The following is a 25,328-nucleotide window of genomic DNA, read 5'->3' as shown; positions in this document are numbered from 1 at the left end:
TATCGCAAACATCGTCACGCACGGGCAATGTGCTGTGCGTGACGAATGACATTACTGTCTCGTGAGGCCAACCACAGTTGCGTCGTCGCTTTCGGTTTCATTTTGTGGCGATACCTCGTCCGAAGCATTGCTCAGGAAGTAATTGGCCACCAGCTCGCCGTGAAACTTCGCAAATTCATAACAAAAGGTAATTTCACGGTCCTTTGCCGACCAGAAGGCGTTGGCCTCCCCGCATTGCTTGGCCGTCAGCTTGATACCGTCCTTGATCTTGTAGAGGCCGGAAAAGGAATTGCCGATCAGTTCCAGCAGTTTCGATTCCTTGACGATGGTCTGAAAAAGCTCAAGGTTCGGGTCGGTGATCGGCCCATAGGTGATTTCAAACTTGGTGATGGCATTGGCATCTGCCGCATGCGGCTTCAAAAGCGTATTCCAGCTGCGCACCTGTTGCGGATATTCCGAAATGCACTCCTCCCGACGATCCTCCGGAAACTCCAGGGAATCGATGAATTCCTTGAAATTCTTGTAGTCGTGACCGGCCATCGAGCAGGCAATGGCCCAGCCACGCTGTTCGTCAAGCCCATGAGCACCCCAGAAGGCCTGTTCTTCTTCGGCAGCGGCCGATGCCTCACTGGACAGGAACCAGCCGTCAGCGGCATCAATGATCGCCTGATCGAGCAGGTCATCATCGGCCTCCAGCATCAGGATGGATGACAGCGTATCAACTGCATCTTCCTCGCGGCCAAGAACCGGAAGATCAAACTCGGACACCAGCATGTGGCCGGCTTCATGGTAGAGAATAAAGATACCGTTGCCGACGACAAACTGTACCATTTCCTCGATCTGCTGATCCGTCAGCTTTTCAAAGTCGGGGCTTTCCTGTGCCGAAACGCTCCATGCGGGAAATACAGCTACCAACGCAGAAATAAAAAACACAAAAATACTGTGCGGCATAAGGCACTCCGGGGGCCGTGCATGGAAGTTTTGCAAATAGAGCATCAAAGCACATGAGTCTGACAATGGGCATTTGTCGCTCACACACAAGAATCGGGTGGCTGGGCGATGCTTTGCGGCGCATAGCGACAAAGCAGCAACGCATTTGGAGCAATAGCGATGACCGACATCCAGTTTACCGCCATACCAACCAGCCAGGCCGAGGCATTTCGCAATGGCGAGCCCGATGCCTATGGCAGGCATCCCGAAAAATCCCTGTCTCCCGGTGGCATGCCTTGCCGCCACTGCCTTGGCGAAATTACCGAGGGCGAAGCCATGCTTCTTCTCGCCTATCGGCCATTTGGTGCGTTGCAGCCCTATGCGGAAACGGGACCGATCTTTATTCATGACCGCGTATGCCCGCGCTACGAAGCAAGCGAGGTTTTACCGCCAATGCTCGACAGCCCCGATTACATCGTGCGTGGCTACAGCGCCGATGACCGCATCGTATACGGCACCGGTGCTGTCACACCGACAACAGAGATTGGCGCGCGGGCAAAAAGCCTGTTTGAGCGGGACGACATTGCCTATGTGCATGTCCGCTCGGCGCGCAACAATTGCTATCAATGCCGAATAGATCGCGGATAGGTTTAATTTTACGCTTCCCCCTAAATGGCATGTAAGACTTATCTGCAATGATACCCGTAGCTTAAACAGTGTTCAGGTAAACACGATGACAGGTAACATGACCATGCAGACGCGCAGTGCAAAGCGCGAACAAACCCGTATCTATGCCACAGTGCATTATTTCAGCCAGTCGGTGCCCGGGCGCGTCATAGACCTGTCCGCGACTGGCATTGCCATTGAATTGCAGGGGTCGTTCAAGGCCGACAAGGGCAGCCGTGTGAAAATTCAAAGCGAGGATCTGGGCTTCATCGAAGGCGTCGTGCAGTGGCACCACATGAACCGTTTGGGTGTTCAGCTCAAAATGTCCACCAACACGCTGGCGCAGGTGTCATCCTATTTCCGGTTCTTCCATCAGGAAGTCAAACCAACCCTCGCCCGATAGTTTCATCCACACCCAATAATTCAGGGAAAAACGCATTTCGTCATTTTCCTGATGTACTTATCTGGGATTGGCCTTAGGCTGGTTGAACCGTTATCACGGCCTCGCCCAGCCCAAGATCATATCAAGGAGTTCCCATGTCTTCGTCGCTGCTCGCGCTTCATCCCATCACACGGAGGTCGCTACTGGGGGGAATAGCCGCCTCCTCCGCGCTCGTCATGCTGCACCCGTTTGCGGCACGTGCTCAGGGTAATCAGGCTCATCTGCGCATTATGGAAACCACGGATATTCACGTCCATGTCTTCCCGTATGACTATTATGCAGACAAGCCGAACGACACGATGGGTCTGGCGCGCACGGCATCGATCATGGACGCAATTCGCGCCGAAGCTGGCAACTCCATGCTGGTCGACAATGGCGACTTCCTGCAGGGCAACCCGCTGGGTGACTTTATTGCCTATGAGCGTGGCATGAAGGCGGGTGACAAACACCCCGTCATCAACGCCATGAATGTGCTGGGTTATGATTGTGGCACATTGGGCAACCACGAGTTCAACTATGGCCTGGACTACATGTCCAACACGCTGGCGGGCGCCAACTTCCCTTATGTGTGCGCCAACGTGACCAAGGGCCAGCTGGCCAGCGACCCAAAGCAGGATGACCTGTTCTTCAAGCCCTATGTCATTCTTGAAAAGAAGATCAAGGATGGCGCCGGCAAGGAAAGCCCGATCAAGATTGGTATCATTGGTTTCGTCCCACCGCAGATCATGCAGTGGGACGCCAAGAACCTTGAAGGCAAGGCGCAGACCCGCGACATCGTGGAGGCAGCCAAGGCCTGGGTTCCGGCCATGAAGGAAGAAGGCGCGGATATTGTTATCGCGCTGTCGCACTCCGGTATTGATGGCAAGGGACAGTCCGAGCGCATGGAAAACGCCTCGCTGTATCTGGCTGGCGTTGAAGGCATCGATGCTATCTTTACCGGTCACCAGCATCTGGTTTTTCCGGGCCCAAAAACCTGGGATGGCATTGAAGGTGTTGATCCCGTCAAGGGCACGCTGATGGGCAAACCAGCTGTTATGGGCGGTTTCTGGGGTTCGCATCTCGGCCTGATCGACCTGCTGCTCGAAAAGGACGGCAATGCCTGGAAGATCGTTGACTTCACCACCGAAGCACGCCCGATCTACCACCGCGACGATAACCGCAAGATCGTGGCCGATGTCGAGAGCAAGCAGGACGTGCTGGACGCCGTGAAGGCAGATCACGAAGCAACGCTTGCCTATGTTCGCCGTCCGGTCGGCAAGACCTCTGCACCACTTTATTCTTATTTCGCACTGGTGGCTGACGATCCGTCTGTGCAGATCGTTTCGAATGCGCAGACCTGGTACATCAAGGACATGCTGAAAGAGACAGAATACAAGGATTACCCGGTTCTGTCGGCGGCAGCGCCCTTCAAGGCTGGCGGTCGTGGTGGCGCGGAATATTACACCGATGTCGCGGCAGGCGACATTGCCATCAAGAACGTTGCCGATCTCTACCTCTACCCCAACACGGTTCAGGCCGTACTGATCACCGGGGCGCAGGTCAAGAACTGGCTGGAAATGTCTGCCGGCATGTTCAACACGGTTGAAGCTGGCTCCAAGGATGTGCCGCTGCTCAATCCGGAATTCCCGTCCTACAATTTCGACGTGATCGACGGCGTGACCTACCAGATCGATATTTCCAAGCCGGCGAAATTCGACAAGGACGGCAAGGCCGTGACACCGGAGAGCAACCGTATTGTCAACTTGCAGTTCAACGGCAAGCCAATCGATCCTGAGCAGAAGTTCGTGGTTGCCACCAACAACTACCGTGCCAGCGGTGGCGGCAAGTTCCCCGAAATTGCCACTGACAAGATCATCTTCGAGGCACCGGATACCAACCGCGACGTGATCGTGCGTTACATCGTGGAACAGGGCACGATTGATCCAGAGGCTGACGCCAACTGGTCCTTCGCACCGGTGGCCAACACCACGGCGACGTTCGAAACCGGTCCGAAGGGCCGCCAATACGCCGACCACGTGAAGGGCGCAAAGATCGAGGAAGCCGGCGACGGTGCCGAAGGTTTTGCGAAGTTCCGCCTGATCCTCTGATTGAGGCAGACGAGTAGAAACAGAAAAGGCAGAGCAATTGATGTGCTCTGCCTTTTTCTTTGTAACGATTCTGGATGGAGACCCACTGCCCTCCAGCGGCGTCAGGCTCTATTCAGCGGCGGCTGCCACAACAGTGATTGTCGATTTTTTACGGCTGATCATCTTGGTGAAATCCTGATGGTTGAGGCACATGCCAAGACGCTGGCGGAACGCCTCGACCATCCAGCTTGATGCGGGCCCAAGCGGGGTCGAAACCTTGCGCATGGCATAAAGCGGGTATTCGCCCTGCTCATAGGCTTCAAGTTGCAGATGCACGAGGCGGCCAGCCGCCAGATCATCCTGCAGCACCGAGGCGGGCAAGCCACCCCAACCAAGCCCACCGAGGATGAGATTGTGTTTGGTGGCGATGTCGCTGACCCGCCAGATCTTGTAGGATAGAACATTGAACTGGCGACTGCCGGTCAGGCCGGAGGCGTCAGTGACCACCAGCTGCACCTCGTCGCGCACATCGGCCAGCGTCAGCGGACGGCCCAGCAACACGAGCGGATGGTTGGGCGCGGCAACCGGCAACATGAAGGAATGACCGACCTTTTCGGAGAAAATGTCGTCCTGCGGTTTGATGGCCGCCCCGCCAAGTCCAATCGTTGCCTGCCCGCTTGCCACCATGTCGGTGACCATCCCAAGCTCACCAACATTGAGACGCAGCGATACGGAGGGAAACTCGTCCCTGAATTGGCGCAACACTTCGACAACCGCGCGGTTCGGCACCATGGTGCTGATGGCAACGGAAACTTCCGCCTCCAGCCCCTGCCGTAACCCCTTTGCACGGGCGCGCATGACCTGAAGATCAGAGACGATCCGCCTTGCATCTTCGATCATTGCCTTGCCGGCATCGGTCAGTTTTGGCTGGCGCACGCCATTGCGCTCGAACAGGCTGACTTCCAGTTGCGCCTCCAGATTGGCAATCGTATAGCTGATAACCGATTGCGCACGATTGAGCGCACGCGAAGCTGCTGAAAAGCTTCCGGTTTCTGCAACCGTCAAAAAAACCTGCAATTGGTCAAGCGTGGGGTTGGCGTCCATCTCTTATCCATTTCATCGATAATTCAATTCTATATTATCACAGTTTTTTCGATGGCTCTATTCAACAATATATGGGCCAAACAGAGGGGTTCTCCCTGCCCATTCTGACCTCCCAAGACTTACTCAAAGGAAATGACATGTCCAATATTCTTCTCATTACATCCAGCCCACGTGGCGACGAATCCGTTTCCAACAAGGTTGCGACTGATCTCGCTGAACAGCTGAAGGCACAGTCCGGCAACGCCATCGTGCGCCGTGACCTCGCTGCCGAGCCAATCCCGCACCTCGACACGGTCACCACATCTGCCATCCGCAAGCCTGCCGAAGCCCGCTCGCAGGAAGAAGCTGTTGCTGCCGATTACTCCGACAAGCTGGTCGCAGAACTTCTGGCTGCTGACACCGTCGTCATCGGCACCGGCCTCATCAACTTCAACATCTATTCCGGCCTGAAGTCCTGGATCGACAATGTTGCCCGCGCTGGCCAGACATTCCGTTACACTGAAAACGGCCCGATCGGCCTTGCAACTGGCAAGAAAGTTTACGTCGTTCTCGCTGCTGCCGGCGTTTACTCCGAAGGCCCAGCTGCCGCCATGAACCACGCTGTTCCTTACCTGAAGACCGTTCTCGGCTTCATGGGCATGACCGACATTGAAGTCGTTTACGTCGAAGGCCTGGCTTTCGGTCCAGAAGCTGTTGAAAAGGCTCTCTCCTCTGCCCAGGCAAAGGTTGAAGAACTGGCAAAGGCTGCCTGATGAAGTCTCTGGAGCGTTCTCTTGCCTGATTGATTCAGCGGAACGCTCCAAGATCTTCTTTTTTAGAGATAATCAGTCCTGCAAAACTTCATAACGGCCGCGAACCTGATCGCGGCCGTTATTTTTTGCCTCGTAGAGGCGAACATCAGCCTGCGCCAGCAGCGTGTTGAAACTCAGGCCATCTTCCTGCGAGGTGGCCACGCCGATGCTGAGTGTCAGCAAGGTGCCATCGGGGCGGCGGACCCCTTCATAAAAGCTGCTCTGCACGGAACGGGCGAAGGCCATGGCCTTATCGTGGTTGGTTGACGGCAGGAAGATAACGAACTCCTCCCCACCAAACCGGTAAAGCCGTCCAAAGGCTTCCGTCTTGCGTGACAGAACGCCGGCAACGGCCTTCAATACCTCATCGCCCTTCAGGTGGCCGAAGCTGTCATTGATCGATTTGAAGCGGTCGATGTCGATTATCAACAGGCTGGCTGGCGTATCGTCGCGCAGGCTCGCATCAAGCGCCTTTGGAATTTCCGTTTCCATGCGCGCGCGGTCGGGAATACCGGTCAAAACATCCACACCGGACCTCGACAACAGGTCTTCGTAACGCTCACGGAACGTCAGGTCGTTGAAGACATCACCCACATTGCGGTTGTTGCTCATGAAGGCACGGGTCGAGGTAATATTCTGGTAGACGGCGAACATCAGCGTATAAAGCGCCACGGAAAACAGTTTGGCCTTCAGACCATCAAAGAACACCTGCGCGGGCGCGTCATAGAGATAGTTCAGCGCGGCATAGAAGCCCACCTGGTCGAATGTCAGGATGGTTGCGCCACAGATGGCAAAACGCAGCACAATACGTTTGCGCAGATAGGTTCCAAGCTTTTCGTAAAGCAGGATGATGCCGATGGAATCAAGATAGAGGAACGCCGTTCCCCACACCATCAGAATTCCCATCTCATCCAGAAAGCCGGTGTTGATCGGCTGGCCCGGTGTCAGGGTCGAGACATGATGAAATTTAACGAGCTGGGCGATGGCGACAGTCAGCAGGTTGCCGAGAAAAAGGCCGTAGATCGGCTGGCGGACAATGGCTGCATCTTCCTTCATGTAGAGCATGAGGATCATCATCAGCTTGCCGGCAAACAGGACGGAAGACCCTGGTGAGGCGACACCGAATGGCAGGGGAATATAAAACACCGCTGCCAGATAGGTTTCCATGAAATGCATGACACCAAGCGCTGTCAGAAACACCCCAAGCCCCAGCTTGTGGCGAAAATGCAGGAAGCAGGTCATCACGGAAAAGTAGAGAACGGCCTCAACGAGGAAAAGCGCCAGATTAATGAATTCCATCGCCAACCATCCTGGGAACCGTTCAGCCGGTTCTTTTCACGCAAACATCGCGCCTGCGCAGGGTAGCGCAGGATGGCAAACGGATTATTAAGAAAGACGTCGAGGCCATTTATGCGATGCAGACAATTGGCTTAGCTGTGACCATTGTTTGTAAACAATGTTGCGCCGCTCTGGTCGATGATCACCTTGGCCTTGCGGATGGTGAATTCATTGGCATCGTCGAGTGATGTAAAGACATCGGCGCGCACGAAGTTGTGTGTCAACACTTCGCCATTGACAGTTTTCTCGATGCGGCCTGCCAGTCGAAACTGCGAGCCTTCTTTCAGCGGCGTCGGGTAAATGGCGAAGTCGCCATAGATTTCAGGCTCGACAGTCGATGCTGCAGGAGATGCCGCATCGGCATTGCCCGAACCGAATGCCGAAAAGATTTTCGAGAAAAAACCAGCCATATGCCTTCACTTTCGCAAGCAGTGTGCAGACGGCGGTTTTCGTCGCCTGCACAGGGATGTTTCATCAGATAATCAGGTTCGCGAGTATATCGTTTTCAGTGATATCCTCATAGCCCAGACCCGCCTGCTCGAAACGCTCAAGCAAACCGGTGAAGTTTTCGCGCGAACTGGTTTCGATACCAATCAGGATCGAACCGAAGTTCCGTGCCGACTTCTTGAGATATTCGAAACGGGCAACGTCGTCGTCTGGTCCGAGAAGATCAAGGAAGTCACGCAGTGCGCCGGGGCGCTGCGGCAGGCGCAGAATGAAGTATTTCTTCACGCCGCGGTAACGCATGGCGCGTTCCTTAACGTCAGGCAGGCGCTCGAAGTCGAAATTGCCACCGGAGACAACGGCAACCACCGTCTTGCCTTCCAGCTGCTCACGTCCAAGCCCCTCCAACGCCGTGATGGCCAGTGCGCCAGCCGGCTCCAGAACCACACCTTCGACATTCAACATCTCGGTAATGGTGACGCAGATGGCATTTTCAGGAATCAGGTGAACCTGTTCCATGGGGAAATGCTTCAGCGATTCGAAATTCAGATCACCGATACGGGCAACGGCAGCACCATCCACGAAATTGTCGATCTTGTTCAGGGTCACGGGATGGCCGGCCTCAAGGCTTTTCTTGAGGCTTGGTGCGCCCTGCGGTTCGGTGAACAGGAAACCGCTTTGCGGCACGAGATCGGCAAAATAACCGGTGATGCCGGCCGCCAGTCCACCACCACCAACCGGCAGCACAACGAGATCAGGCACGGTGCCCTCAGGTAACTGCTGGAGAATTTCGTCGGCAACCGTCGCCTGGCCTTCGATAATGTCTTCGTGATCGAAAGGCGGCACCATGTGGCCGCCGATCACTTCGACATGTTCACGGGCTGCCGCATAGCATTGATCGAAAATGTCACCAATCAGACGAATGGTGATGAACTCGCCGCCAAAGGCGCGGGTCTTGTCGATTTTCTGCTGCGGTGTTGTAACAGGCATGAACACCACGCCCTGAACGCCAAAATGGCGGCAGGCAAAGGCAAAGCCCTGTGCGTGATTGCCTGCGGAAGCGCAAACGAATATCTTCTGGCTGCCCGCGTCCCCATTCTGCATAGCCTTGCGCAGAAAGTTGAACGCGCCTCTAATCTTGTAAGAGCGAACAGGGGTCAGGTCTTCCCGCTTCAGCCAAATTCGTGCGCCGTAACGGTTGCTGAGATATTCATTCAATTGCAGAGGCGTTTCAGGAAATAGTGCCCTTACCGCCTGCCGTGCTTCCTCGACATGCTTCTTGTTCACGATTATCGTTCCATTGAAATTCACGATGGCACCCGCTATGCCATATGCAAACGTCAGAGACAAAGACTCTTTGCAATTCAACCAGCCGAGGCTTCCTTTTTGAATACAAATCTGTTGCGCTCGGTGATTTATGTCGCGTCCATTTTCGGGCTTTACATGGCAACGGCCATGTTCCTGCCGGCGATGGCGGATCTCTATTACAAAAACAGTGACTGGTCAGTCTTTGCGCTGTCCGGCTTTATGTGCGGCGGCTTTTTCCTTGCCTGCGCGCTTGCCACCCGCGGGCAGACGCCACAATTCAACAAACGCTTCGGTTTTCTATTGGTGAATGTGCTTTGGCTGGTATTTTCAGTCATTGGCGCAATTCCGCTTTATCTCTCAGAACTCAATTTGAGTTTCGCCCAAGCGGTCTTTGAATCGGTGTCTGCCATCACAACAACAGGCTCCACGGTGATCGCAGGACTTGATAACGCACCGCAGGGCATCTTGCTGTGGCGTTCGCTGCTCTGCTGGCTTGGCGGTATCGGTATTGTCGCTCTTGGCCTGTTCATCCTGCCGCTGCTGCGAGTCGGTGGCATGACCTTCTTCCGTATGGAATCATCAGACACAGGCAATGATCGCCCGTTTGCCAGACTGGCGCACTTCACTCGCGCCTTTGTTGGCATTTATTTGCTGATGACGCTGACCTGTACGATTGCCTATGACATGGCAGGCATGAGCCATTTTGATGCGCTGAACCACGCCATGTCCACCGTCGCAACCGGCGGTTTCTCGACGCATGACGCATCCTTTGCCTATTTCGACAGTATTGCCCTGTTGTGGATTGCCACCATCTTCCTGATCCTGGGCAGCCTGCCCTTCTCCATCATGATTTTGCTGGCGGTGAAACGGCGGCTGAACATTGTGCGCGATCCACAGATTGTCGTGTTTCTCGGATATTTGACCGTCATTTCGATTGCTGTCGGTGTCTATCACCACCTGCGAAACGGCGTGCCGCTGGATTCGGCCCTCAGCCACTCGTTCTTTAACATCACGTCTATTCTGTCGACTGGCGGCTTTACCAGCGACGACTACACGCTGTGGGGACCGTTTGTGGTGGTGGTGGCGTTTTTCGCCACCTTCATGGGGGGCTGTTCCGGCTCGACAGCGGGCGGCATCAAGGCCTATCGTTTCGTTATCATCTTCAATGTTGCCAAAACAGGCATGAAAAAACTGATTTACCCCAACGCGGTTTACTCGGTTCGCTATGGCGATCAGGTTGTCGACGTAGAAACGATACGTACCGTATTTCTGTTTCTAAGCTGCTTCATTGCGCTTTGGGTCGGCGGCAGCCTGGCACTGAGTGCGATGGGCTACGATATTTTGACGGCAACTTCCGCCGTCGCAACAGCACTGGGTAACGTGGGTCCCGGTATTGGACCGATCGTTGGACCCGCTGGCAATTTTGCCACGATCAGCGACCCGGCACTGTATGTGCTGTCAATCATGATGCTGATGGGCCGTCTGGAAATCCTGACCGTGCTGGTAATCATGCTGCCGATTTTCTGGAAGAACTGACAGGCGACAACAGCCAGACAACGGGTTTAGAAAACTCAACCTCCACGCAAGAGCTGGCTTTTACGCATAAGCTCAACCAATTCGCTTTCTGAGGCTGTTATTTATGTCGTCTCGTCTCACACTCTGCGTCACGCAGCCTTGCGATGCTGGCACTAAACGCAAGTTCGCCATTCGCGCTCTCTCCCTGCCCACCGCAAGACGAACTCAAAGCTTACGCAAGAACGATTGTTGAGGCCCGCGTAAGGTCTTTCTCAATAAGTCCATCAGGTTTGTTGGATGAGGACAACACTCCAATACAAGCCGTAAAGGCCGAATTTGAAATAGACCGCGTTGTAAAAGGTACTCTCGATCAAAAAGCAGTCGTTGTTTACGGCACAAGCTTTTCACCCGGACCATTTAAAGAACTGGTTATGATGGCACTTTTATATGGAGTTGAAGGCCACGGCAGCTTTGAGTGGGAGCTGTCGCGCCAAGATTTGGGCGAGTCGCTGGCGTATTACACCTTGGGTGGTTGCACTTACTACAAGTTCCCTGATTTCGAAGAACTCAGCAACGACCCATGACTTCCAGCTGGTAGCAAGACTCGTCGACGAACAGCAAATTAGACCGGGAATTATGATCGACATCGATCGGTGTTTGGTGCAGACGGCGGGACTTGAACCCGCAAGACCAGAGGTCGGCAGATTTTAAGTCTGCTGCGTATACCGATTTCGCCACGTCTGCTTGCGGCTTCATCTACACAGCCACAAGCATTCTGGTCAACTCCTGCTTTTCAGCACCAGGACTGATTTTTTGCACTGGCTGGAAGTGCCAGGCCTTCGCGGATCAACTGTTCGCCGAAAGAGCTGCCGGAACGGCTGATAACCTTGCCATTTGCGGCACCCGGCGCCACATCAAACGCGCCATGGTTCAACATATCACGCAACCGCACCTTGGCGGCAAAACCCTTCTGGCGTTCGTTCAAGCATCTGGCATTGTCAGTTTGCGGCACAACGATACCAGCGATTCGGACCTTGGAGCCCTTCAGCCAGAAGGTATCACCACTGGCCACGCAATTGTTGAAACCCGACATGCCACAAAAGGCAAAGGAGGTCTTTGCCGTCTTCTGCACGTCACTGCCTGATGCCGGCTTGATCTCGGTTGGTCGTGCTGCTGGCACCGTTGCATTGAGCGCAACCGGCATGGGCACAGCACGCGGTGGCACAGGACCATTGCTTGCAGTCTTCTTTTCCGCACGTGAAGCCGATACGTCAGGTTTTTGCGGTCTTGGGGTGATTGCTGCCGTCTTGAAGGTCGAGACATCTTTTTTGGGCGCAGCCGCTGTATGGCTGCTACTCTTTGCCGAACGGCTCGACGGCATGAGCGTGTCACGATGTTCGTAAACCTGAATGCCGCCCACGACGAGAGCGCATACCCCCAACAAAGGCCACAGGCTTTGGCTGGATTGCTTTTTTGCCGGCTTGCGGCGGGTTCTGCTTTTTGTGCTGCTCACGCTCAACACCCCTTTTTGTCCGATTCGCATTGTCCGGCAAAAGGGGTTTCCAAAAGGTTGGCAAATGGCATTCTGCCAACCTTGTCCCGAAAATTATCTGACCTGATCCAGCAGGCGCTTGCATTCCAGGAGATCAAAAAGCGCTTCCTGCAGCAGTGCCCGGTCATCCTTATTGATGCTGGACTTGCCGATCGATATTTCCGGCGTATCGCTGCTGGATGAGCCACCGAAACCGAAAAAGCGACCGCTCGGCTTGGCCTTGGGGCGACCAACGACTTCATCATCATCGGGATGTGCAACGCGCGGGTCAGCGGTATCCTTCTCGCCGCTTGCCGCCATAATGGCTTCCATGGTCGCCATATCGCCAGACGCGATGGCAGCAACAAAGCGATTACCATTGGCTTTCAGAAGCTTCTGCACGCCCTTGATGGTATAACCATGATCGTAGAGCAGATGACGAATGCCCTTGAGCAGATCCACATCGTCCGGCCGATAATAGCGGCGGCCACCACCCCGTTTCATCGGCTTGATTTGCGGAAACCGTGTTTCCCAAAAGCGCAAGACGTGCTGCGGCAGATCGAGATCGTCAGCCACTTCACTAATCGTCCTGAAGGCGTCAGGGCTCTTGTCCAAACTTCAACTCCATTCAAACCGCATAACGGCATACACCGGTTCACGCCGCTCACCAGAGTGCTGAACGCGTGAACAAGACCGACGATACAGGCATCAATGCCGTATCGGGTCAGCATGTTGAAAACATGTCCGGGATTATGATGTGAGTCGTACTTATTTCAATGGCTTGAAGCGCATATTTCATGCGTTTTCACAATTACCATCAACGAATGGGAGCAAAGCCCCCATTTGGCAAAATGCAAAAGCCCTTAGTTGCCGGGATTTTGCGGCTTCTGCTTGGCTTTTCTGGACGCGTGCGCCTTGAGAATGCGCTGCTTGAGCACATTCGATGCCTTGAAAGTCATGACGCGGCGTGGAGAGATTGGAACCTCTTCACCTGTCTTGGGATTGCGACCGATGCGTTCGTTCTTTTCCCGTATCTGGAACGTTGCGAACGACGAAAGCTTTACAACTTCCCCACGGGTAATCGCGTTGCAAATTTCATCGATAACGGTTTCAACCAACTCGGCGGATTCCGTACGGGAAAGCCCGACCTTTCGAAAAACCGACTCTGCAAGATCTGCACGCGTAACTGTCTTCCCGGCCATTTTTCCCCGCACAAAAATTTATATGGTCTCAATGAAGCCGCCAGAGATTATTTCCCTAAAGACGACCGGTCAAGCGGTTGTTTTTGAATCTGTTTTATCTAATCTAAACGATATCAAAGGGTATAATTGCAAGGCGAAGAAAAAACAACGCCTCGCAGTCATCTTACCAGCGCAGCAATACCGCGCCCCATGTGAAACCGCCACCCATTGCTTCCAGCATGACCAGATCACCTTGCTTGATTCTTCCGTCACCGGCGGCAACGGCCAGAGCAAGCGGAATGGACGCAGCAGACGTATTGCCGTGCTGATCAACCGTTACGACGACCTTTTCCAGCGGAATACCGAGTTTCTTGGCAGAACCATCGATAATGCGCTTGTTGGCTTGGTGAGGAACCAGCCAGTCGAGATCGTCAGCCGTGGTGCCAGTGGCATCGAAAGCAGCTTCGATAACATCGGTGATCATGCCAACGGCATGTTTGAAGACTTCACGCCCTTCCATGCGCAGGTGCCCGACAGTGCCTGTCGAAGACGGGCCGCCATCCACATAGAGCTTGTCCTTGTGGCTGCCGTCAGAGCGAAGCTGTGAAGCGAGAATACCGCGATCGCTTGTAACGCCCTCACCTTCACCGGCTTCCAGAACAAGTGCGCCTGCACCATCGCCGAACAGAACGCAGGTGGTACGGTCCTTCCAGTCGAGGATGCGCGAAAACGTTTCAGCGCCGATCACCAGCACGCGCTTGGCCATACCACCGCGAATATAGGCATCCGCCGTCGTCATGGCATAGACGAAACCGGAACAGACAGCCTGCACATCAAAGGCAAAACCGCCCGTGATGCCGAGGCGGTTCTGGATGTTGACGGCGGTTGCCGGGAACGTGTTGTCAGGCGTCGAGGTTGCCACGATGATCATGTCTATCTGGTCGGCCTCGATACCGGCATTGGCAAGCGCTGCACGGGCAGCTGCTTCACCCAGCGAGGCGGTGGTTTCACCTTCACCTGCGATGTAACGCTGACGGATACCGGTGCGCTGCACGATCCACTCATCAGAGGTCTCGACGACGCCTTCGATTTCCTGGTTGGTCATGACACGTTTTGGAAGTGCCGCTCCGAAACCGCGAACGATTGAACGGATCATTTTGTTATTCCTCGTCATCCACGGTCGCTTCGAGGCCAGGTGGCGGCAAGCGTCTTGCGTGGTAAATCTTGAGATCGTTTTCTATCTTCGCGGTCAGGCCGTTGTGCACCATGTCGTAACCGACATCGATTGCCGACGCGAAGCCGAGCGCGTCCGTGCTGCCGTGGCTTTTGATGACGATGCCATTAAGGCCAAGGAACACACCGCCATTAACCTTGCGAGGGTCCATTTTTTCACGCAGCACGTCAAAAGCGCTCTTTGCCAGCACGTAACCGATCTTGGCGATGAAACTGCGCGAGATCGCTTCCTTCAACAATGTCGAAATCTGGCGTGCGGTTCCCTCAGCGGTCTTCAGCGCGATATTGCCGGTGAAGCCTTCGGTCACGACAACATCAACAGTACCCTTGCCAATGTCATTGCCTTCAACGAAACCGCGGTAATCGATGGTGCCGAGGTCTGCCTCACGAATAAGGCGTCCCGCTTCGCGCACCTCTTCCTGACCTTTGACTTCCTCGACGCCGACATTGAGAAGACCAACGGTCGGACGATCAATATCAAACAGCGCGCGCGCCATGGCGCCGCCCATCAGGGCAAAGTCGAGCAATTGCTGCGAATCCGCACCAATCGTTGCACCAACGTCCAGAACGATGCTTTCGCCTTTAAGGGTTGGCCAGATACCGGCAATCGCCGGACGTTCGATGCGGGCCATGGTGCGAAGGCAGAATTTCGCCATGGCCATCAGCGCGCCGGTATTGCCGGCAGAGACGACAACATCCGCCTCGCCTGCCTTTACCGCCTCAATGGACTGCCACATGCTGGAGACGTAACGTCCACGCCGCAAGGCCTGACTTGGCTTCTCATCCATGCCGACGGACACGTCGCAATGATGGAAAACAGACCGCTCGCGCAGTTTCGGATATTGCGCCAGAATCGGCTCACACCGTTCCTTCTGGCCGTACAATATGAATGTTACGTCATTGTGCCGCTCCAGTGCTTTTGCAGCACCGGGAATGGCAACATCAGGGCCGAAATCACCACCCATGACGTCAATTGAAATTCTGATCACTCGTCACTGATCCTTCTGGCCGCCGCTGCGGCGGGATTGCCGGGGAAAATACCGTTTCCGCCTTCCGTTACAACCAATTTCTTTGTCGTGGCGGCTCGCCTAGTCCTTTTTCCAGTCTTTCAACACAGCAAATGGCGACGGTTTACGCTCTTCCTGCGCCTGCTCGGCGCCATAACCTTCAAACTCGACGCCCTCCTTGCGCGGATAGGGATCGATGGCAAGGGCAACGAACTCGGCAACCACTGCACCGGCATCCACCGTATCACCGGTAAACTGCTCCGGAATATCCGGGCCATCCGGGTCCAGTACCATTTCACCCTCATCATTGGTGACAATCCGGGCCAGCTTGGAACCTTCGGGAACAAAAATTTGCTCCACCGGTTCGTCGATCTGGCTGGTGATGGGTTCCAACGTCACGATACAGGCCTGGGTAATGGTCGCCTTCACGGAGCCAACAATCTTGATCCCGTCCTTTTTCCAGCGCGCCACCTGCAACTCAGCCTTCAGAGCATCCACCGACACCACGTTCCACGCCTTGGCAAGCGCCTTCAACTCGTCCTTATCCGCTTCCAGAGCAATCCTGACCGGATTGGCGGAAATATGGCCAACCTTGACCGGATAGGAAAATGGCACGTCGTCGTTGTCGGGTCTGTAGTCGCTCATGAGAACCTCTATTGGGCGGGCAGCGGTAAAGTCACGGCGCCTGTCGCCACGATGTCTTCGGATTGATCGGTAAGCGAAGTCGCAGCCCTGATCATCCAGTGTGCCAATGCCTCCATCGTGGGGGTATCGGCATCTGCCTGCGGATATATATTGCGCTTGAGGGCTGCCGCAAGTGCCTGCGCGTCACTGGCATCAAGTGCTGCCGCGTAGGATTCGAGGCGACCATAGAACATGCCGGCAAACTTCTTCATGCGTTTTGGCACGCCCTGGTCGCCAATACCCAGTTCCCGGATCGAATGATCGAGATCCTGAAAAAACGCATCGACAATTTCCTGGGCAATCTCCTGCCCGCTGGTGCCTGATGTTCGGGTACGGCGGAAATACAGGATCATGACCGCAGACAGCATTTCGAAACGGCCCATCACCGTATCCGGCACGCCCATATCAAGGTAAAAACCCGGTTGGCGCGCAGCAGATGTCAACGCCTCATACTGCCGGTCGACAATGGCCTGATTGCTGTTTTTCTTTTTGAACAGTCGGAAGATCATGAATTTTCCCGGATATGAGCGAAGTAAATCGCCTTGTTCCCGTTGCCCTTGTTGCATGATTATGAAAGCTGGTTTACCGAAGCAGTCGCGAATTGCAATGCCGTTGCGGTCACGTTCATCTCGGTGTGAAACACATGTCACAATATGTTTCCCGGAATGAATTCTGCCAATTGTGTGTAAATTCGCATTATCCGTGGGCAGATGTCCCCGGAAAGACATAATCGTGTGCACAGAAGCTGTGCAGCATGCTATGCCGGAAGGTGCTATATGATTGCAGTCGGGGAAACATCGTTGAGCAACCAGAAATCCACCACCAGGGTCAAATTTCTCGGCAAAACTGCCATTGCCATCGTCATCGCGTCCAGCCTGCTTTCGGCATGCTCCAGCACAACGGACATTTTCCACAATGGTTATGTGGTCGATGAGCAGTCTTTGCAAATGATTCCGGTTGGTTCCAGCCGTGAACAGGTTCTCCTGACCATGGGCACACCGTCCACAACAGCCACATTCGACAATGAAGTGTTCTATTACATTTCCCAGAAGCGCGAGCGCAAGGCAGCCTTCATGAAGCCGAAGCTGGTGGAACAGAACATTCTGGCGATCTATTTCAGCAAGGATGGCGTTGTTGACCGCAAGGCCAACTACACGATGCAGGATGGCAAGGTGTTCGACACGATCTCGCGCACGACACCGACCGGTGGCCGCGACCTCACCTTCCTGCAGCAGCTTCTTAGCGGCGGTGCCAGCGGCGCAAACGCAGCCCGCAACCTGCTTGGTGGCAGCAGCGACCCGCTCGGCTTCTAAGAGGTTCAAACCATACAGACAAAAAAGCCCGCGGAGATTTCCGCGGGCTTTTTGTTTGAGCACCCGGCCTGATCAGGCGGCAAGGATCGCCAGCAGCAGCAGGGCGACGATATTGGTGATCTTGATGGCAGGGTTCACCGCAGGACCTGCCGTATCCTTGTAGGGGTCGCCAACCGTATCACCGGTGACCGAAGCCTTGTGGGCGTCAGACCCCTTCATGTGGCGATTGCCATCCTTGTCGACGAAACCATCTTCAAAGCTCTTTTTGGCATTGTCCCACGCACCGCCACCTGACGTCATGGAAATGGCCACAAACAGACCGTTGATGATAACGCCGAGCAGCGAGGCACCAAGCGCTGCAAAGGCCGAAGACTTGGAGCCAGAAAGCAACAGCACGCCGAAATAGACCACCACCGGCGCCAGAACGGGCAAAAGTGACGGAATGATCATTTCGCGGATGGCAGCCTTGGTCAGAAGATCGACTGCCTTGCCGTAATCAGGTTTTTCCGTACCGGCCATGATGCCCGGTTTTTCGCGGAACTGGCGACGCACCTCTTCCACGATCGAACCGGCCGCACGTCCAACCGCCGTCATGGCGATACCGCCAAAGAGGTAAGGGATAAGGCCACCAAACAGCAGACCTGCCACGACGTAAGGGTTGGCAAGGCTGAAGGAGATTTCACCGACATCGGCAAAATACGGATATTTGTCGCCATTGCTGGCGAAATAGGCCAGATCGTTTGAATAGGCAGCAAACAGCACCAGTGCACCGAGACCGGCAGAACCGATAGCGTAGCCCTTGGTCACGGCCTTGGTGGTGTTACCCACCGCATCCAGCGCGTCGGTGGCCTTTCTGACCTCAGGGTCAAGCCCCGACATCTCAGCAATACCACCGGCATTGTCTGTCACGGGGCCAAATGCATCGAGTGCCACGATCATGCCTGCAAGACCGAGCATGGCGGTGACGGCAATGCCGGTTCCGAACAGGCCAGCGAACTGGTAGGTGCCGATGATGCCACCCACGATAACGATGGCTGGCAGAGCGGTTGATTCGAGCGAGACGGCCAGCCCCTGGATGACGTTGGTGCCATGGCCGGTGACCGATGCCTGGGCGATGGAGTTGACCGGGCGTTTGTTGGTGCCGGTGTAATATTCGGTAATCACCACGATCAGTGCCGTGACGACGAGACCGATCAGGCCGCAGATAAACAGGTTGGTACCGGTAATATCCATACCGGCAACCGTGCCAATGGAACCCCAGCCAATGGTCATTGATGTGGCAAGGGCAAGGCCGGCGGCCGAGAGCACACCCGTTGCAATCAGGCCCTTGTAGAGCGCGCCCATGATGGAGTTGTTGGAACCGAGTTTGACAAAGAAGGTGCCGACAATCGACGTGACGATGCAGACGGCGCAAATGGCCAGCGGATAGATCATCACATCAGAGAGAATGGGCGTGCCGGCAAAGAAGATGGCCGCAAGCACCATGGTTGCCACGACAGACACGGCATAGGTTTCAAACAGGTCGGCCGCCATACCGGCGCAGTCACCGACATTGTCACCGACGTTATCGGCAATGGTCGCCGGGTTGCGTGGGTCATCTTCCGGAATACCGGCCTCGACCTTGCCAACGAGATCGCCGCCCACATCTGCGCCCTTGGTGAAGATACCACCACCAAGACGGGCGAAGATGGAAATCAACGATGCGCCGAAACCAAGCGCCACCAGCGCATCGATGACTTCGCGCGAGCCGCTTTCATGGCCAAGGCCAATGGTGAGAATGAAATAATAAAGCGACACACCGAGCAGTGCGAGGCCAGCAACCAGCATTCCCGTTATTGCCCCTGACTTGAAGGCGATATCCAGACCGGCAGACAGGCTGTGCGACGCGGCCTGCGCCGTGCGCACGTTGGCACGCACCGACACATGCATGCCGATGAAGCCGGCGGCACCGGACAAAACGGCACCGATGATAAAGCCGATGGAAGCTGCCGGAGACAGAAGCAGCCATGTGAGAATTGCAACAATCAGGCCGACGATGAAGATGGTGAGATATTGCCGAGCGAGATAGGCCTGAGCGCCCTCTCTAATATATCCGGCAATTTCGCGCATGCGCTCCGTGCCCTGATCGGCAGCAAGAACGCTTCTGGTGGCCCATATGGCATATATAATCGAAAGCAGTCCGCATGCTATTACAACGGGAATTACGGTCATTCACACTTACCTCCCCTAGAGCATGTCTCCCCAAAAGTGGCGAACGGTTCCGGGATTACGACATGCGACCAAACCAAGAGAAAACACGCTGCACGGGCATGACCAGCGTCAACGTGCCTTCGAGCGATTCCCTGGAAAAGAGTTGAACGGTTTTCCGAAAGGAATTGCGTTTCATCAATGCTGGCAGACCTGAAGGCCCTTCTGAGAAGAACAAAAGATCTGTCTTAAAACGCCGAGCGTTTTATAAAACGCACAAAGGACGCTTTAACATTTTAAATTGCTGCATAATCTTTGCCATAAATCGGGTACGATTTAAGGAGTTATGCAGTACAGTCCCTTGCCCGCTCGGTTAGGTGAGCGGGTATATCGCGTTCGGTTTGCGATTTCTCATTGGCTCCCTCGCCCCCTCCCAAGGGCTAAAGCCATCTGTGACAAGATTGCGTTGCCGAATCGCTTCGCGTCAAGCCCCATACGTTACGTTAGGTCGAATAAGCGAAAATGACGCTGTGAGAGGGTTACTGTTTAGCCCTGCGCGGCAGAAATCTTGCGGTTTTTCACCATAAGAAACAGAACCATAATGAGGCAGGTCCCGGCAATCGGCCAGACCATGAGGTTCATGACCTCCCAACCCCAGGCGGTAAACACCTGACCCGAGGCAAATGACGACAGGGCCACTGTGCTGAACAGGATGATGTCGTGGAAACCCTGCACCTTGTCGGCCTCATGCGGTCGGTAACTGGAGGTGACGATTGCCGTTGCACCGATGAAACCGAAGTTCCAGCCAACGCCAAGCAGGATCAGCGCACCCCAGAAATTCCAGAGTTCGATACCCATGTGGGCAACCACGGCGCAGGCCATCAGGATGACAAGACCGGCTGCAACAATGGTTTCAGCGCCATATCTGGCGATCAGAACGCCGGTGAAGAAACTTGGCGCAAACATCGCCAGCACGTGCCACTGAATGCCAAGGGTTGCCATTTCGGTTGGGAAACCACAGCCGATCACCATGGCCAGCGGCGCACCGGCCATCATGAAGGTCATCAACGCGTAGGAGCCGATGCCGCAGATCATGCCCGTCGCAAAGCGTGGCGTGGCAACAATCTCTTTTAATGGTCGCGCCGGCTCATCCGAAGCCTGCCTGGTATTGAGTTCCGGCAAATCAAGGAAAGCGAAAATGAAAACCGCAACCAGCCCAAGCGGAATGATGGCGATAAAGGCACCAGCAAACAGCACCGGGAAAAACATGTCCTTGGTGAAGATGGCAATCTGTGGCCCCAGCACCGCCGAGATGATGCCGCCAGCAAGAATCCAGGAAATTGCACGCGGTTTATAAAAGGACGGTGATGCATCGGCCGCAGCAAAGCGGATTTTCTGGGTAAAGCCACCGGCCAGACCGATCAACATAAAACCGGTGACAAACAGCCAGAAATCAATGCGGAAAAGCCCAAGTGCCGCAATACCGCCACCGATGGAGCACAACAGCGCACCGAGAATGAAACTGGCTTTGCGCCCCAGAAAACGGGATGCCATGGCCACGGCAATCGCGCCAAATGCAACACCGACGTTAAAGCCGGTCAGAGGTGCCGTTGCCAGAGATTTGTCTGCGCCCAGCAGTTGGTAACCAGCCAGGGCACCGACAGAAAAAACGATGGGCGGTGCCGAGGCGAGAATGGCCTGGGCGATCGTGAGGAGAAAGACATTGCGCTTGGCCTGGCTGAGTTGATTTTCAAGCCCCGGAACAACTGCGCCACTCATGTCTTTCACCCCAGTCACATATGATCAGCTACGCTTTGCCTCACCGCGTACCTGTTTTGCAATGCGGTCTAACACCGCATTCACCAGCTTTGGTTCGTCATGTTCGAAGAACGCACGGGCGATCTCGACATATTCGGTGACGATAACCGCAGTTGGTACATCCTTGCGCTCCAGCACTTCGAAGGTGCCGGCACGCAGGATGGCGCGCACGGTCGCGTCGAGACGCGACAGCGGCCAGTCTTCCTGAAGGGCAGAGCGAACCAGCGGATCGATCTTGGTCTGATCGCGCACAACACCCGATACGATGGAGCGGAACCAGGAAGGATCAGCCTTCAGATAGGTGTCGCCGTCCACTTCCTGACCCAAGCGGTGGGCTTCATATTCGGCAACAACTTCCATAACGCCGGTGCCGCCAACATCCATCTGGTAAAGAGCCTGAACGGCCGCGAGACGGGCTGCGCCACGCTGGTTGACAGGCTTGGTCGATGGCTGGCGCGGCTCGGAACTGTTTTCAGTGTTCGACATGCCTCAGCCACCCAGCTTCTTTTTAAGTTCAATCATGGTCAGGGCTGCACGGGCAGCAAAACCGCCCTTGTCCTTGTCCGAGCGGCGAACGCGGGCCCAGGCCTGCTCTTCATTCTCAACGGTCATGATGCCGTTGCCGATTGGAAGCGATTCACTGACCGCGAGATCCATCAGAGCGCGCGACGATTCGTTGGAGACGATATCGAAGTGGTAGGTTTCACCACGGATAACCATGCCAAGGGCAACGAAACCGTCATATTCAGTGCCGTCATTGTCTGCACCATCCAGCGCCATGGCAATTGCCGGCGGGATTTCGAGCGCGCCTGGAACGGTGATGATATCGTAGGTCGCACCGGCTTCATCGAGTGCGAATTTCGCGCCTTCGAGAAGCGCATCTGCCATATCGTCGTAAAAACGGGCTTCGACGATCAGAAGGTGTGGGTTGGACATGGGAGATTTCCTGAAAAGGTTCTGCCGAAAACATTCCGGCTTTTTGCGCGGTCAAACCATGGCTTGCGTGGTTTAGCAAGCATTTTCGTATGCGAAACTCTAACTAGCCGCCTCAGCGGTGCTCTATCTTATCTGCAAAAATGCAAATTCAAATCAGCTTCTTTGCAGGGCCAGATGCACACCAAGTCCCATCAACACCGTGCCAGCGGCACGGCGCGCCAGCCGCTGCATGGCGCCGGAATGCTGCAACTTACCCAACATCGCTCCGGCCAAAAGCACACAGACCAGATCGGCAGATGAAAAAATGACATTGACCAGAAAGCCGAGGATCAGGAACTGCAGCCAGACCGGAAAGGCCGCTGACGGGTCCACGAATTGCGGCAGAAATGCCAGAAAGAACAGCGCTGTCTTGGGGTTCAGCACATCAACGATGATGCTGTCGAAAAAGGCACGCTTGGCGGATTTCGGTGCAATGGCCAGATTGACCTCAACACCGGCAACCTTGCTGCGCAACATGGAAAACCCAAGCCAGATCAGATAGGCCGCGCCGCACAGTTTGACGGCCATATAAAGCCAAGGCACGGCCTGAAACAGCACGGACATGCCGGCAGCGGCGGCAATGATGTGGACGTAGCAACCGACATGAATACCGAGAACCGACATCAGCCCGGAAGAACGCCCCCGTGCCATGGTTTGCGCTGCGGCATAAAGCATGGCCGGCCCTGGAATATAGGCGAACACAACAGTCGTTATGAAAAAGGTGATCAGCAGTTCATAGGACGGCATGAGTTTTCCCTCGACCGGCAAGCGCAGCGCTCTTCATTTTGCGACCGAAACAAAAATACCCGTTTGGCAAAAGGGGCAAGTGTTTTTTATTTTGTCACGGCGCACAGAACCCGCTCTAAAGAGCAAGCCCCATGAAACCAACATTGCAGGCGCAGATACCATGATAGAATTCCCGACCATCGAAACACCGCGCCTCATCCTGCGCCCTCACCGTCTCGATGATTTCGAAACCTATGCTGCACTTTGGGGCAATGACGATGTCGTGCGTTACATCGGCGGCTCCACCTCGACGCCTGAACAGACATGGGCACGGCTGTTGCGTGCCGCAGGCCACTGGCACCATCTCGGTTACGGTTTTCTGGCAATCGAGGAAAAGGCAAGCGGCCGTATGATTGGCGAGACCGGTTTTCATGAGGCCAAGCGCGACATGAAACCCTCTATCGAGGGCACGCTGGAAACCGGCTGGCTTGTCTCCCCTGCCTATCACGGCAAGGGTTATGCGTTTGAAGCGGTAAAAGCGCTTGTCGATTGGGGCGATCTGACCTTTCCCGCGATGACGATGACGGCCATCATCCATCCGGAAAATGGGCCATCCTTAAAACTGGCGGCCAAACTCGGTTTTCAGGAACGCGCCAGAGCCGAATACCACGGAGAGGTTATTGTGCTTTCCCGGAAGGGAACTCTGCCAGCCTAGCGGCATAACGCGCCATGGTATCGACTTCGAAATTCACGAAGTCACCGGCCTTGCGTTCACCCCATGTGGTGACGGCAAGTGTGTGGCGAATGAGCAGAACGTCGAAATCCGTACCATCAACGGCATTTACCGTCAGTGATGTGCCATCCAGCGCAACCGAGCCCTTGGGCGCGACGAAGCGGGCAAGGTTTTCCGGTGCCCGCAAACGGATGCGGACAGCTTCGCCTTCCGATTCGACGGACAGGATTTCAGCCTTGCCATCGACATGGCCAGACACGATGTGGCCGCCCAATTCATCACCAATCTTCAAGGCGCGCTCAAGGTTGACCTGCGTGCCCTTCTGCCAACTGGCAATGGTGGTCAGACGCAAGGCCTCTTCCCAGGCTTCCACCTCATACCAGCGTTCATTGCTGCCATCTTCAGGCAGCTTGGTCACGGTCAGGCACACGCCGCCATGGGAAATGGAGGCACCCATGTCGATGGTTTTGGGATCGTAATTGGTTGCCACGCGCAGACGAACGCCTTCCGGCAGTTCCGACAGTTCAGCGACGGTTCCAACATCCGTGACAATTCCGGTAAACATCAAAGCGGCCTTTCATATTCAAAGCAGCGGTCGGCCCCAAAGGCCGTCTCGCCGACGAACGTAAATTCCTTGGGCATATCGTTGCGCGACACCGGTGTTTCAACCCCACCGTCACCAATCGCGTCAGGCCCTTCAAACAGCAAAATGCGATCAACCAAACCGGCTTCCAGGAAAGAGCGGGCAACAACGGCGCCACCTTCGACCAAAAGATTGGACATGCCGCGATCACCCAACGTCTGTAGCAGGCTGGCAGGACCGGCAGCATCGAGAAGCTCAACACCAACACCGGCCAAAAGCCCGCCCTGCATCAGGTGCCAGGCTTCATCTGCCCGTGCGGTCTGGTTGCTTGTCACCACGATGACAGGTACCTCACGCGCTGTACGAACCAGCTTCGAGGACAGCGGAATTTGCAGATTACGGTCCATGACGATGCGGACCGGAGAACGATGTTCCTGCCCTGGAATACGTACCGTCAACTCAGGATCATCCGCCAGCACGGTGCGAATACCGACAAGGATGGCATCACATTCCGCACGCAATCTCTGCACGACCTGACGTGCCTCTGCCCCGGTGATGGCAATCTGCCCCTCACCCATCCGGCCAATCTTGCCGTCGGAGGAAACTGCAAGTTTCAGAATCACCTGCGGGCGTTTTTTCGTTTTCCGGATGAGATAACCGGCCAGTCCGCGCCGCGCCTCGTCACGCAGCAATCCGGTTTCCACCTCAATGCCCGCGTCACGCAGGATCTGGTAACCACGGCCAGAAACCCGT

Annotated in this window: 27 protein-coding genes and 1 tRNA gene; 8 read left to right on the top strand and 20 right to left on the bottom strand. The window is 55.2% G+C overall.

The annotated features are described in order from the left end of the window. Window positions 1–51 precede the first annotated feature (51 nt). The gene (locus RT613_RS11405; protein ID WP_313615426.1) at window positions 52–951 is read right to left on the bottom strand and encodes a DUF4344 domain-containing metallopeptidase; all 900 of its coding nucleotides are present in this window, start codon (window positions 949–951) and stop codon (window positions 52–54) included. 159 nt (window positions 952–1,110) lie between these two features. On the opposite strand from RT613_RS11405, the gene RT613_RS11400 reads away from it, so the two are divergent. From RT613_RS11400 to RT613_RS11390, 3 genes are all read left to right on the top strand, one after another. Further along, on the top strand, window positions 1,111–1,578 hold the full coding sequence (locus RT613_RS11400) for a DUF1203 domain-containing protein (RefSeq protein ID WP_313615425.1): 468 nt from the start codon (window positions 1,111–1,113) through the stop codon (window positions 1,576–1,578). 85 nt (window positions 1,579–1,663) lie between these two features. Continuing rightward, complete coding sequence (locus tag RT613_RS11395; protein ID WP_313615424.1) at window positions 1,664–1,999, top strand: PilZ domain-containing protein; 336 nt, start codon at window positions 1,664–1,666, stop codon at window positions 1,997–1,999. Window positions 2,000–2,133: 134 nt separating this feature from the next. Then, complete coding sequence (locus RT613_RS11390) at window positions 2,134–4,125, top strand: bifunctional 2',3'-cyclic-nucleotide 2'-phosphodiesterase/3'-nucleotidase (RefSeq protein WP_313615422.1); 1,992 nt, start codon at window positions 2,134–2,136, stop codon at window positions 4,123–4,125. A gap of 108 nt (window positions 4,126–4,233) precedes the next feature. Here the strand turns inward: RT613_RS11390 and RT613_RS11385 are convergent, their stop codons facing one another. Beyond that, window positions 4,234–5,208, bottom strand: a complete 975-nt coding sequence (locus RT613_RS11385; RefSeq protein WP_313615420.1) for a LysR family transcriptional regulator — start codon at window positions 5,206–5,208, stop codon at window positions 4,234–4,236. Between the two features lie 137 nt (window positions 5,209–5,345). On the opposite strand from RT613_RS11385, the gene RT613_RS11380 reads away from it, so the two are divergent. Beyond that, the gene (locus RT613_RS11380) at window positions 5,346–5,960 is read left to right on the top strand and encodes an FMN-dependent NADH-azoreductase (protein WP_313615418.1); all 615 of its coding nucleotides are present in this window, start codon (window positions 5,346–5,348) and stop codon (window positions 5,958–5,960) included. Between the two features lie 72 nt (window positions 5,961–6,032). Here RT613_RS11380 and RT613_RS11375 read toward each other — a convergent pair whose 3' ends face one another. The 3 genes from RT613_RS11375 to ilvA all read right to left on the bottom strand — a co-directional run bounded on the left by RT613_RS11375 (window position 6,033) and on the right by ilvA (window position 9,092). Then, entirely contained in the window at window positions 6,033–7,298 is a 1,266-nt protein-coding gene (locus RT613_RS11375; RefSeq protein WP_313615416.1) for a GGDEF domain-containing protein, read from the bottom strand. A gap of 131 nt (window positions 7,299–7,429) precedes the next feature. Next, window positions 7,430–7,747 (bottom strand): HlyU family transcriptional regulator, encoded by a 318-nt coding sequence (locus RT613_RS11370; RefSeq protein WP_313615415.1) that lies wholly within the window; start codon window positions 7,745–7,747, stop codon window positions 7,430–7,432. Between the two features lie 64 nt (window positions 7,748–7,811). Further along, on the bottom strand, window positions 7,812–9,092 hold the full coding sequence (ilvA, locus tag RT613_RS11365; RefSeq protein WP_409558810.1) for a threonine ammonia-lyase: 1,281 nt from the start codon (window positions 9,090–9,092) through the stop codon (window positions 7,812–7,814). A gap of 75 nt (window positions 9,093–9,167) precedes the next feature. Between ilvA and RT613_RS11360 the strand changes: the two genes are divergently transcribed. Continuing rightward, window positions 9,168–10,625 carry a TrkH family potassium uptake protein gene (locus RT613_RS11360; RefSeq protein WP_313615413.1) on the top strand — a complete coding sequence of 486 codons (1,458 nt, stop codon included), beginning with the start codon at window positions 9,168–9,170 and terminating at the stop codon, window positions 10,623–10,625. 143 nt (window positions 10,626–10,768) lie between these two features. Then, window positions 10,769–11,188, top strand: coding sequence for a hypothetical protein (locus RT613_RS11355; protein WP_313615411.1), 420 nt, complete (start codon window positions 10,769–10,771; stop codon window positions 11,186–11,188). 74 nt (window positions 11,189–11,262) lie between these two features. On the opposite strand, the gene RT613_RS11350 is transcribed toward RT613_RS11355, so the two are convergent. The 8 genes from RT613_RS11350 to RT613_RS11315 all read right to left on the bottom strand — a co-directional run bounded on the left by RT613_RS11350 (window position 11,263) and on the right by RT613_RS11315 (window position 16,749). Next, window positions 11,263–11,348: transfer RNA gene (locus RT613_RS11350), tRNA-Leu, on the bottom strand. Between the two features lie 49 nt (window positions 11,349–11,397). After that, on the bottom strand, window positions 11,398–12,117 hold the full coding sequence (locus RT613_RS11345) for a nuclease (RefSeq protein WP_313615409.1): 720 nt from the start codon (window positions 12,115–12,117) through the stop codon (window positions 11,398–11,400). Window positions 12,118–12,210: 93 nt separating this feature from the next. Then, window positions 12,211–12,750 carry a MerR family transcriptional regulator gene (locus RT613_RS11340; protein ID WP_313615407.1) on the bottom strand — a complete coding sequence of 180 codons (540 nt, stop codon included), beginning with the start codon at window positions 12,748–12,750 and terminating at the stop codon, window positions 12,211–12,213. A 248-nt stretch (window positions 12,751–12,998) separates the two neighbouring features. Beyond that, window positions 12,999–13,337 (bottom strand): integration host factor subunit alpha, encoded by a 339-nt coding sequence (locus tag RT613_RS11335; protein WP_192487499.1) that lies wholly within the window; start codon window positions 13,335–13,337, stop codon window positions 12,999–13,001. A 163-nt stretch (window positions 13,338–13,500) separates the two neighbouring features. Next, window positions 13,501–14,472, bottom strand: coding sequence for a beta-ketoacyl-ACP synthase III (locus RT613_RS11330; RefSeq protein ID WP_313615406.1), 972 nt, complete (start codon window positions 14,470–14,472; stop codon window positions 13,501–13,503). A gap of 4 nt (window positions 14,473–14,476) precedes the next feature. Then, a complete protein-coding gene (gene plsX, locus RT613_RS11325; protein ID WP_313615405.1) occupies window positions 14,477–15,538 on the bottom strand; it encodes a phosphate acyltransferase PlsX in 1,062 nt (353 codons plus the stop codon). Between the two features lie 99 nt (window positions 15,539–15,637). Then, a complete protein-coding gene (locus RT613_RS11320; protein ID WP_313615403.1) occupies window positions 15,638–16,201 on the bottom strand; it encodes a DUF177 domain-containing protein in 564 nt (187 codons plus the stop codon). An 8-nt stretch (window positions 16,202–16,209) separates the two neighbouring features. After that, window positions 16,210–16,749: a ubiquinol-cytochrome C chaperone family protein gene (locus RT613_RS11315; RefSeq protein WP_313615401.1), complete on the bottom strand. Its 540-nt coding sequence runs from the start codon at window positions 16,747–16,749 to the stop codon at window positions 16,210–16,212. Window positions 16,750–17,016: 267 nt separating this feature from the next. Here RT613_RS11315 and RT613_RS11310 point away from each other — a divergent pair, with 267 nt between their 5' ends. Beyond that, entirely contained in the window at window positions 17,017–17,553 is a 537-nt protein-coding gene (locus RT613_RS11310; RefSeq protein WP_313615400.1) for an outer membrane protein assembly factor BamE, read from the top strand. 72 nt (window positions 17,554–17,625) lie between these two features. On the opposite strand, the gene RT613_RS11305 is transcribed toward RT613_RS11310, so the two are convergent. The 5 genes from RT613_RS11305 to RT613_RS11285 all read right to left on the bottom strand — a co-directional run bounded on the left by RT613_RS11305 (window position 17,626) and on the right by RT613_RS11285 (window position 23,280). Then, window positions 17,626–19,764, bottom strand: a complete 2,139-nt coding sequence (locus RT613_RS11305; RefSeq protein ID WP_313615398.1) for a sodium-translocating pyrophosphatase — start codon at window positions 19,762–19,764, stop codon at window positions 17,626–17,628. A 522-nt stretch (window positions 19,765–20,286) separates the two neighbouring features. After that, complete coding sequence (locus tag RT613_RS11300) at window positions 20,287–21,519, bottom strand: MFS transporter (protein ID WP_313615396.1); 1,233 nt, start codon at window positions 21,517–21,519, stop codon at window positions 20,287–20,289. 24 nt (window positions 21,520–21,543) lie between these two features. After that, window positions 21,544–22,044: a transcription antitermination factor NusB gene (gene nusB, locus RT613_RS11295; protein WP_313615394.1), complete on the bottom strand. Its 501-nt coding sequence runs from the start codon at window positions 22,042–22,044 to the stop codon at window positions 21,544–21,546. Between the two features lie 3 nt (window positions 22,045–22,047). Then, a complete protein-coding gene (gene ribH, locus RT613_RS11290; RefSeq protein WP_313615393.1) occupies window positions 22,048–22,494 on the bottom strand; it encodes a 6,7-dimethyl-8-ribityllumazine synthase in 447 nt (148 codons plus the stop codon). Window positions 22,495–22,647: 153 nt separating this feature from the next. Continuing rightward, the gene (locus RT613_RS11285; RefSeq protein ID WP_313615391.1) at window positions 22,648–23,280 is read right to left on the bottom strand and encodes a LysE family translocator; all 633 of its coding nucleotides are present in this window, start codon (window positions 23,278–23,280) and stop codon (window positions 22,648–22,650) included. Between the two features lie 160 nt (window positions 23,281–23,440). Here RT613_RS11285 and RT613_RS11280 point away from each other — a divergent pair, with 160 nt between their 5' ends. Further along, complete coding sequence (locus RT613_RS11280; RefSeq protein WP_313615389.1) at window positions 23,441–23,974, top strand: GNAT family N-acetyltransferase; 534 nt, start codon at window positions 23,441–23,443, stop codon at window positions 23,972–23,974. Here RT613_RS11280 and RT613_RS11275 read toward each other — a convergent pair. Both RT613_RS11275 and RT613_RS11270 read right to left on the bottom strand, forming a co-directional pair. After that, window positions 23,937–24,557, bottom strand: a complete 621-nt coding sequence (locus RT613_RS11275; RefSeq protein ID WP_313615388.1) for a riboflavin synthase — start codon at window positions 24,555–24,557, stop codon at window positions 23,937–23,939. The genes RT613_RS11280 and RT613_RS11275 overlap by 38 nt on opposite strands. Continuing rightward, window positions 24,557–25,328 (bottom strand): dihydrofolate reductase family protein (locus RT613_RS11270; protein ID WP_313615387.1); only part of this gene is annotated, 772 nt, incomplete at its 5' end. The genes RT613_RS11270 and RT613_RS11275, both read right to left, overlap by 1 nt.

It is taken from the genome of Agrobacterium sp. (genome assembly GCF_032092815.1).
In the GTDB taxonomy this organism is placed as follows: Bacteria; Pseudomonadota; Alphaproteobacteria; order Rhizobiales; family Rhizobiaceae; genus Agrobacterium.
This window is presented reverse-complemented; position numbering and strand designations above follow the sequence as displayed.

Excerpts from the sequence above, each read along its gene's own strand:
- RT613_RS11405 (WP_313615426.1), bottom strand. The coding sequence starts at position 951 with ATGCCGCACAGTATTTTTGTGTTTTTTATTTCTGCGTTGGTAGCTGTA.
- RT613_RS11400 (WP_313615425.1), top strand. The coding sequence starts at position 1,111 with ATGACCGACATCCAGTTTACCGCCATACCAACCAGCCAGGCCGAGGCA.
- RT613_RS11395 (WP_313615424.1), top strand. The coding sequence starts at position 1,664 with ATGACAGGTAACATGACCATGCAGACGCGCAGTGCAAAGCGCGAACAA.
- RT613_RS11390 (WP_313615422.1), top strand. The coding sequence starts at position 2,134 with ATGTCTTCGTCGCTGCTCGCGCTTCATCCCATCACACGGAGGTCGCTA.
- RT613_RS11385 (WP_313615420.1), bottom strand. The coding sequence starts at position 5,208 with ATGGACGCCAACCCCACGCTTGACCAATTGCAGGTTTTTTTGACGGTT.
- RT613_RS11380 (WP_313615418.1), top strand. The coding sequence starts at position 5,346 with ATGTCCAATATTCTTCTCATTACATCCAGCCCACGTGGCGACGAATCC.
- RT613_RS11375 (WP_313615416.1), bottom strand. The coding sequence starts at position 7,298 with ATGGAATTCATTAATCTGGCGCTTTTCCTCGTTGAGGCCGTTCTCTAC.
- RT613_RS11370 (WP_313615415.1), bottom strand. The coding sequence starts at position 7,747 with ATGGCTGGTTTTTTCTCGAAAATCTTTTCGGCATTCGGTTCGGGCAAT.
- RT613_RS11355 (WP_313615411.1), top strand. The coding sequence starts at position 10,769 with ATGCTGGCACTAAACGCAAGTTCGCCATTCGCGCTCTCTCCCTGCCCA.
- RT613_RS11335 (WP_192487499.1), bottom strand. The coding sequence starts at position 13,337 with ATGGCCGGGAAGACAGTTACGCGTGCAGATCTTGCAGAGTCGGTTTTT.
- RT613_RS11330 (WP_313615406.1), bottom strand. The coding sequence starts at position 14,472 with ATGATCCGTTCAATCGTTCGCGGTTTCGGAGCGGCACTTCCAAAACGT.
- RT613_RS11320 (WP_313615403.1), bottom strand. The coding sequence starts at position 16,201 with ATGAGCGACTACAGACCCGACAACGACGACGTGCCATTTTCCTATCCG.
- RT613_RS11315 (WP_313615401.1), bottom strand. The coding sequence starts at position 16,749 with ATGATCTTCCGACTGTTCAAAAAGAAAAACAGCAATCAGGCCATTGTC.
- RT613_RS11310 (WP_313615400.1), top strand. The coding sequence starts at position 17,017 with ATGATTGCAGTCGGGGAAACATCGTTGAGCAACCAGAAATCCACCACC.
- RT613_RS11305 (WP_313615398.1), bottom strand. The coding sequence starts at position 19,764 with ATGACCGTAATTCCCGTTGTAATAGCATGCGGACTGCTTTCGATTATA.
- RT613_RS11300 (WP_313615396.1), bottom strand. The coding sequence starts at position 21,519 with ATGAGTGGCGCAGTTGTTCCGGGGCTTGAAAATCAACTCAGCCAGGCC.
- nusB (WP_313615394.1), bottom strand. The coding sequence starts at position 22,044 with ATGTCGAACACTGAAAACAGTTCCGAGCCGCGCCAGCCATCGACCAAG.
- ribH (WP_313615393.1), bottom strand. The coding sequence starts at position 22,494 with ATGTCCAACCCACACCTTCTGATCGTCGAAGCCCGTTTTTACGACGAT.
- RT613_RS11285 (WP_313615391.1), bottom strand. The coding sequence starts at position 23,280 with ATGCCGTCCTATGAACTGCTGATCACCTTTTTCATAACGACTGTTGTG.
- RT613_RS11280 (WP_313615389.1), top strand. The coding sequence starts at position 23,441 with ATGATAGAATTCCCGACCATCGAAACACCGCGCCTCATCCTGCGCCCT.
- RT613_RS11275 (WP_313615388.1), bottom strand. The coding sequence starts at position 24,557 with ATGTTTACCGGAATTGTCACGGATGTTGGAACCGTCGCTGAACTGTCG.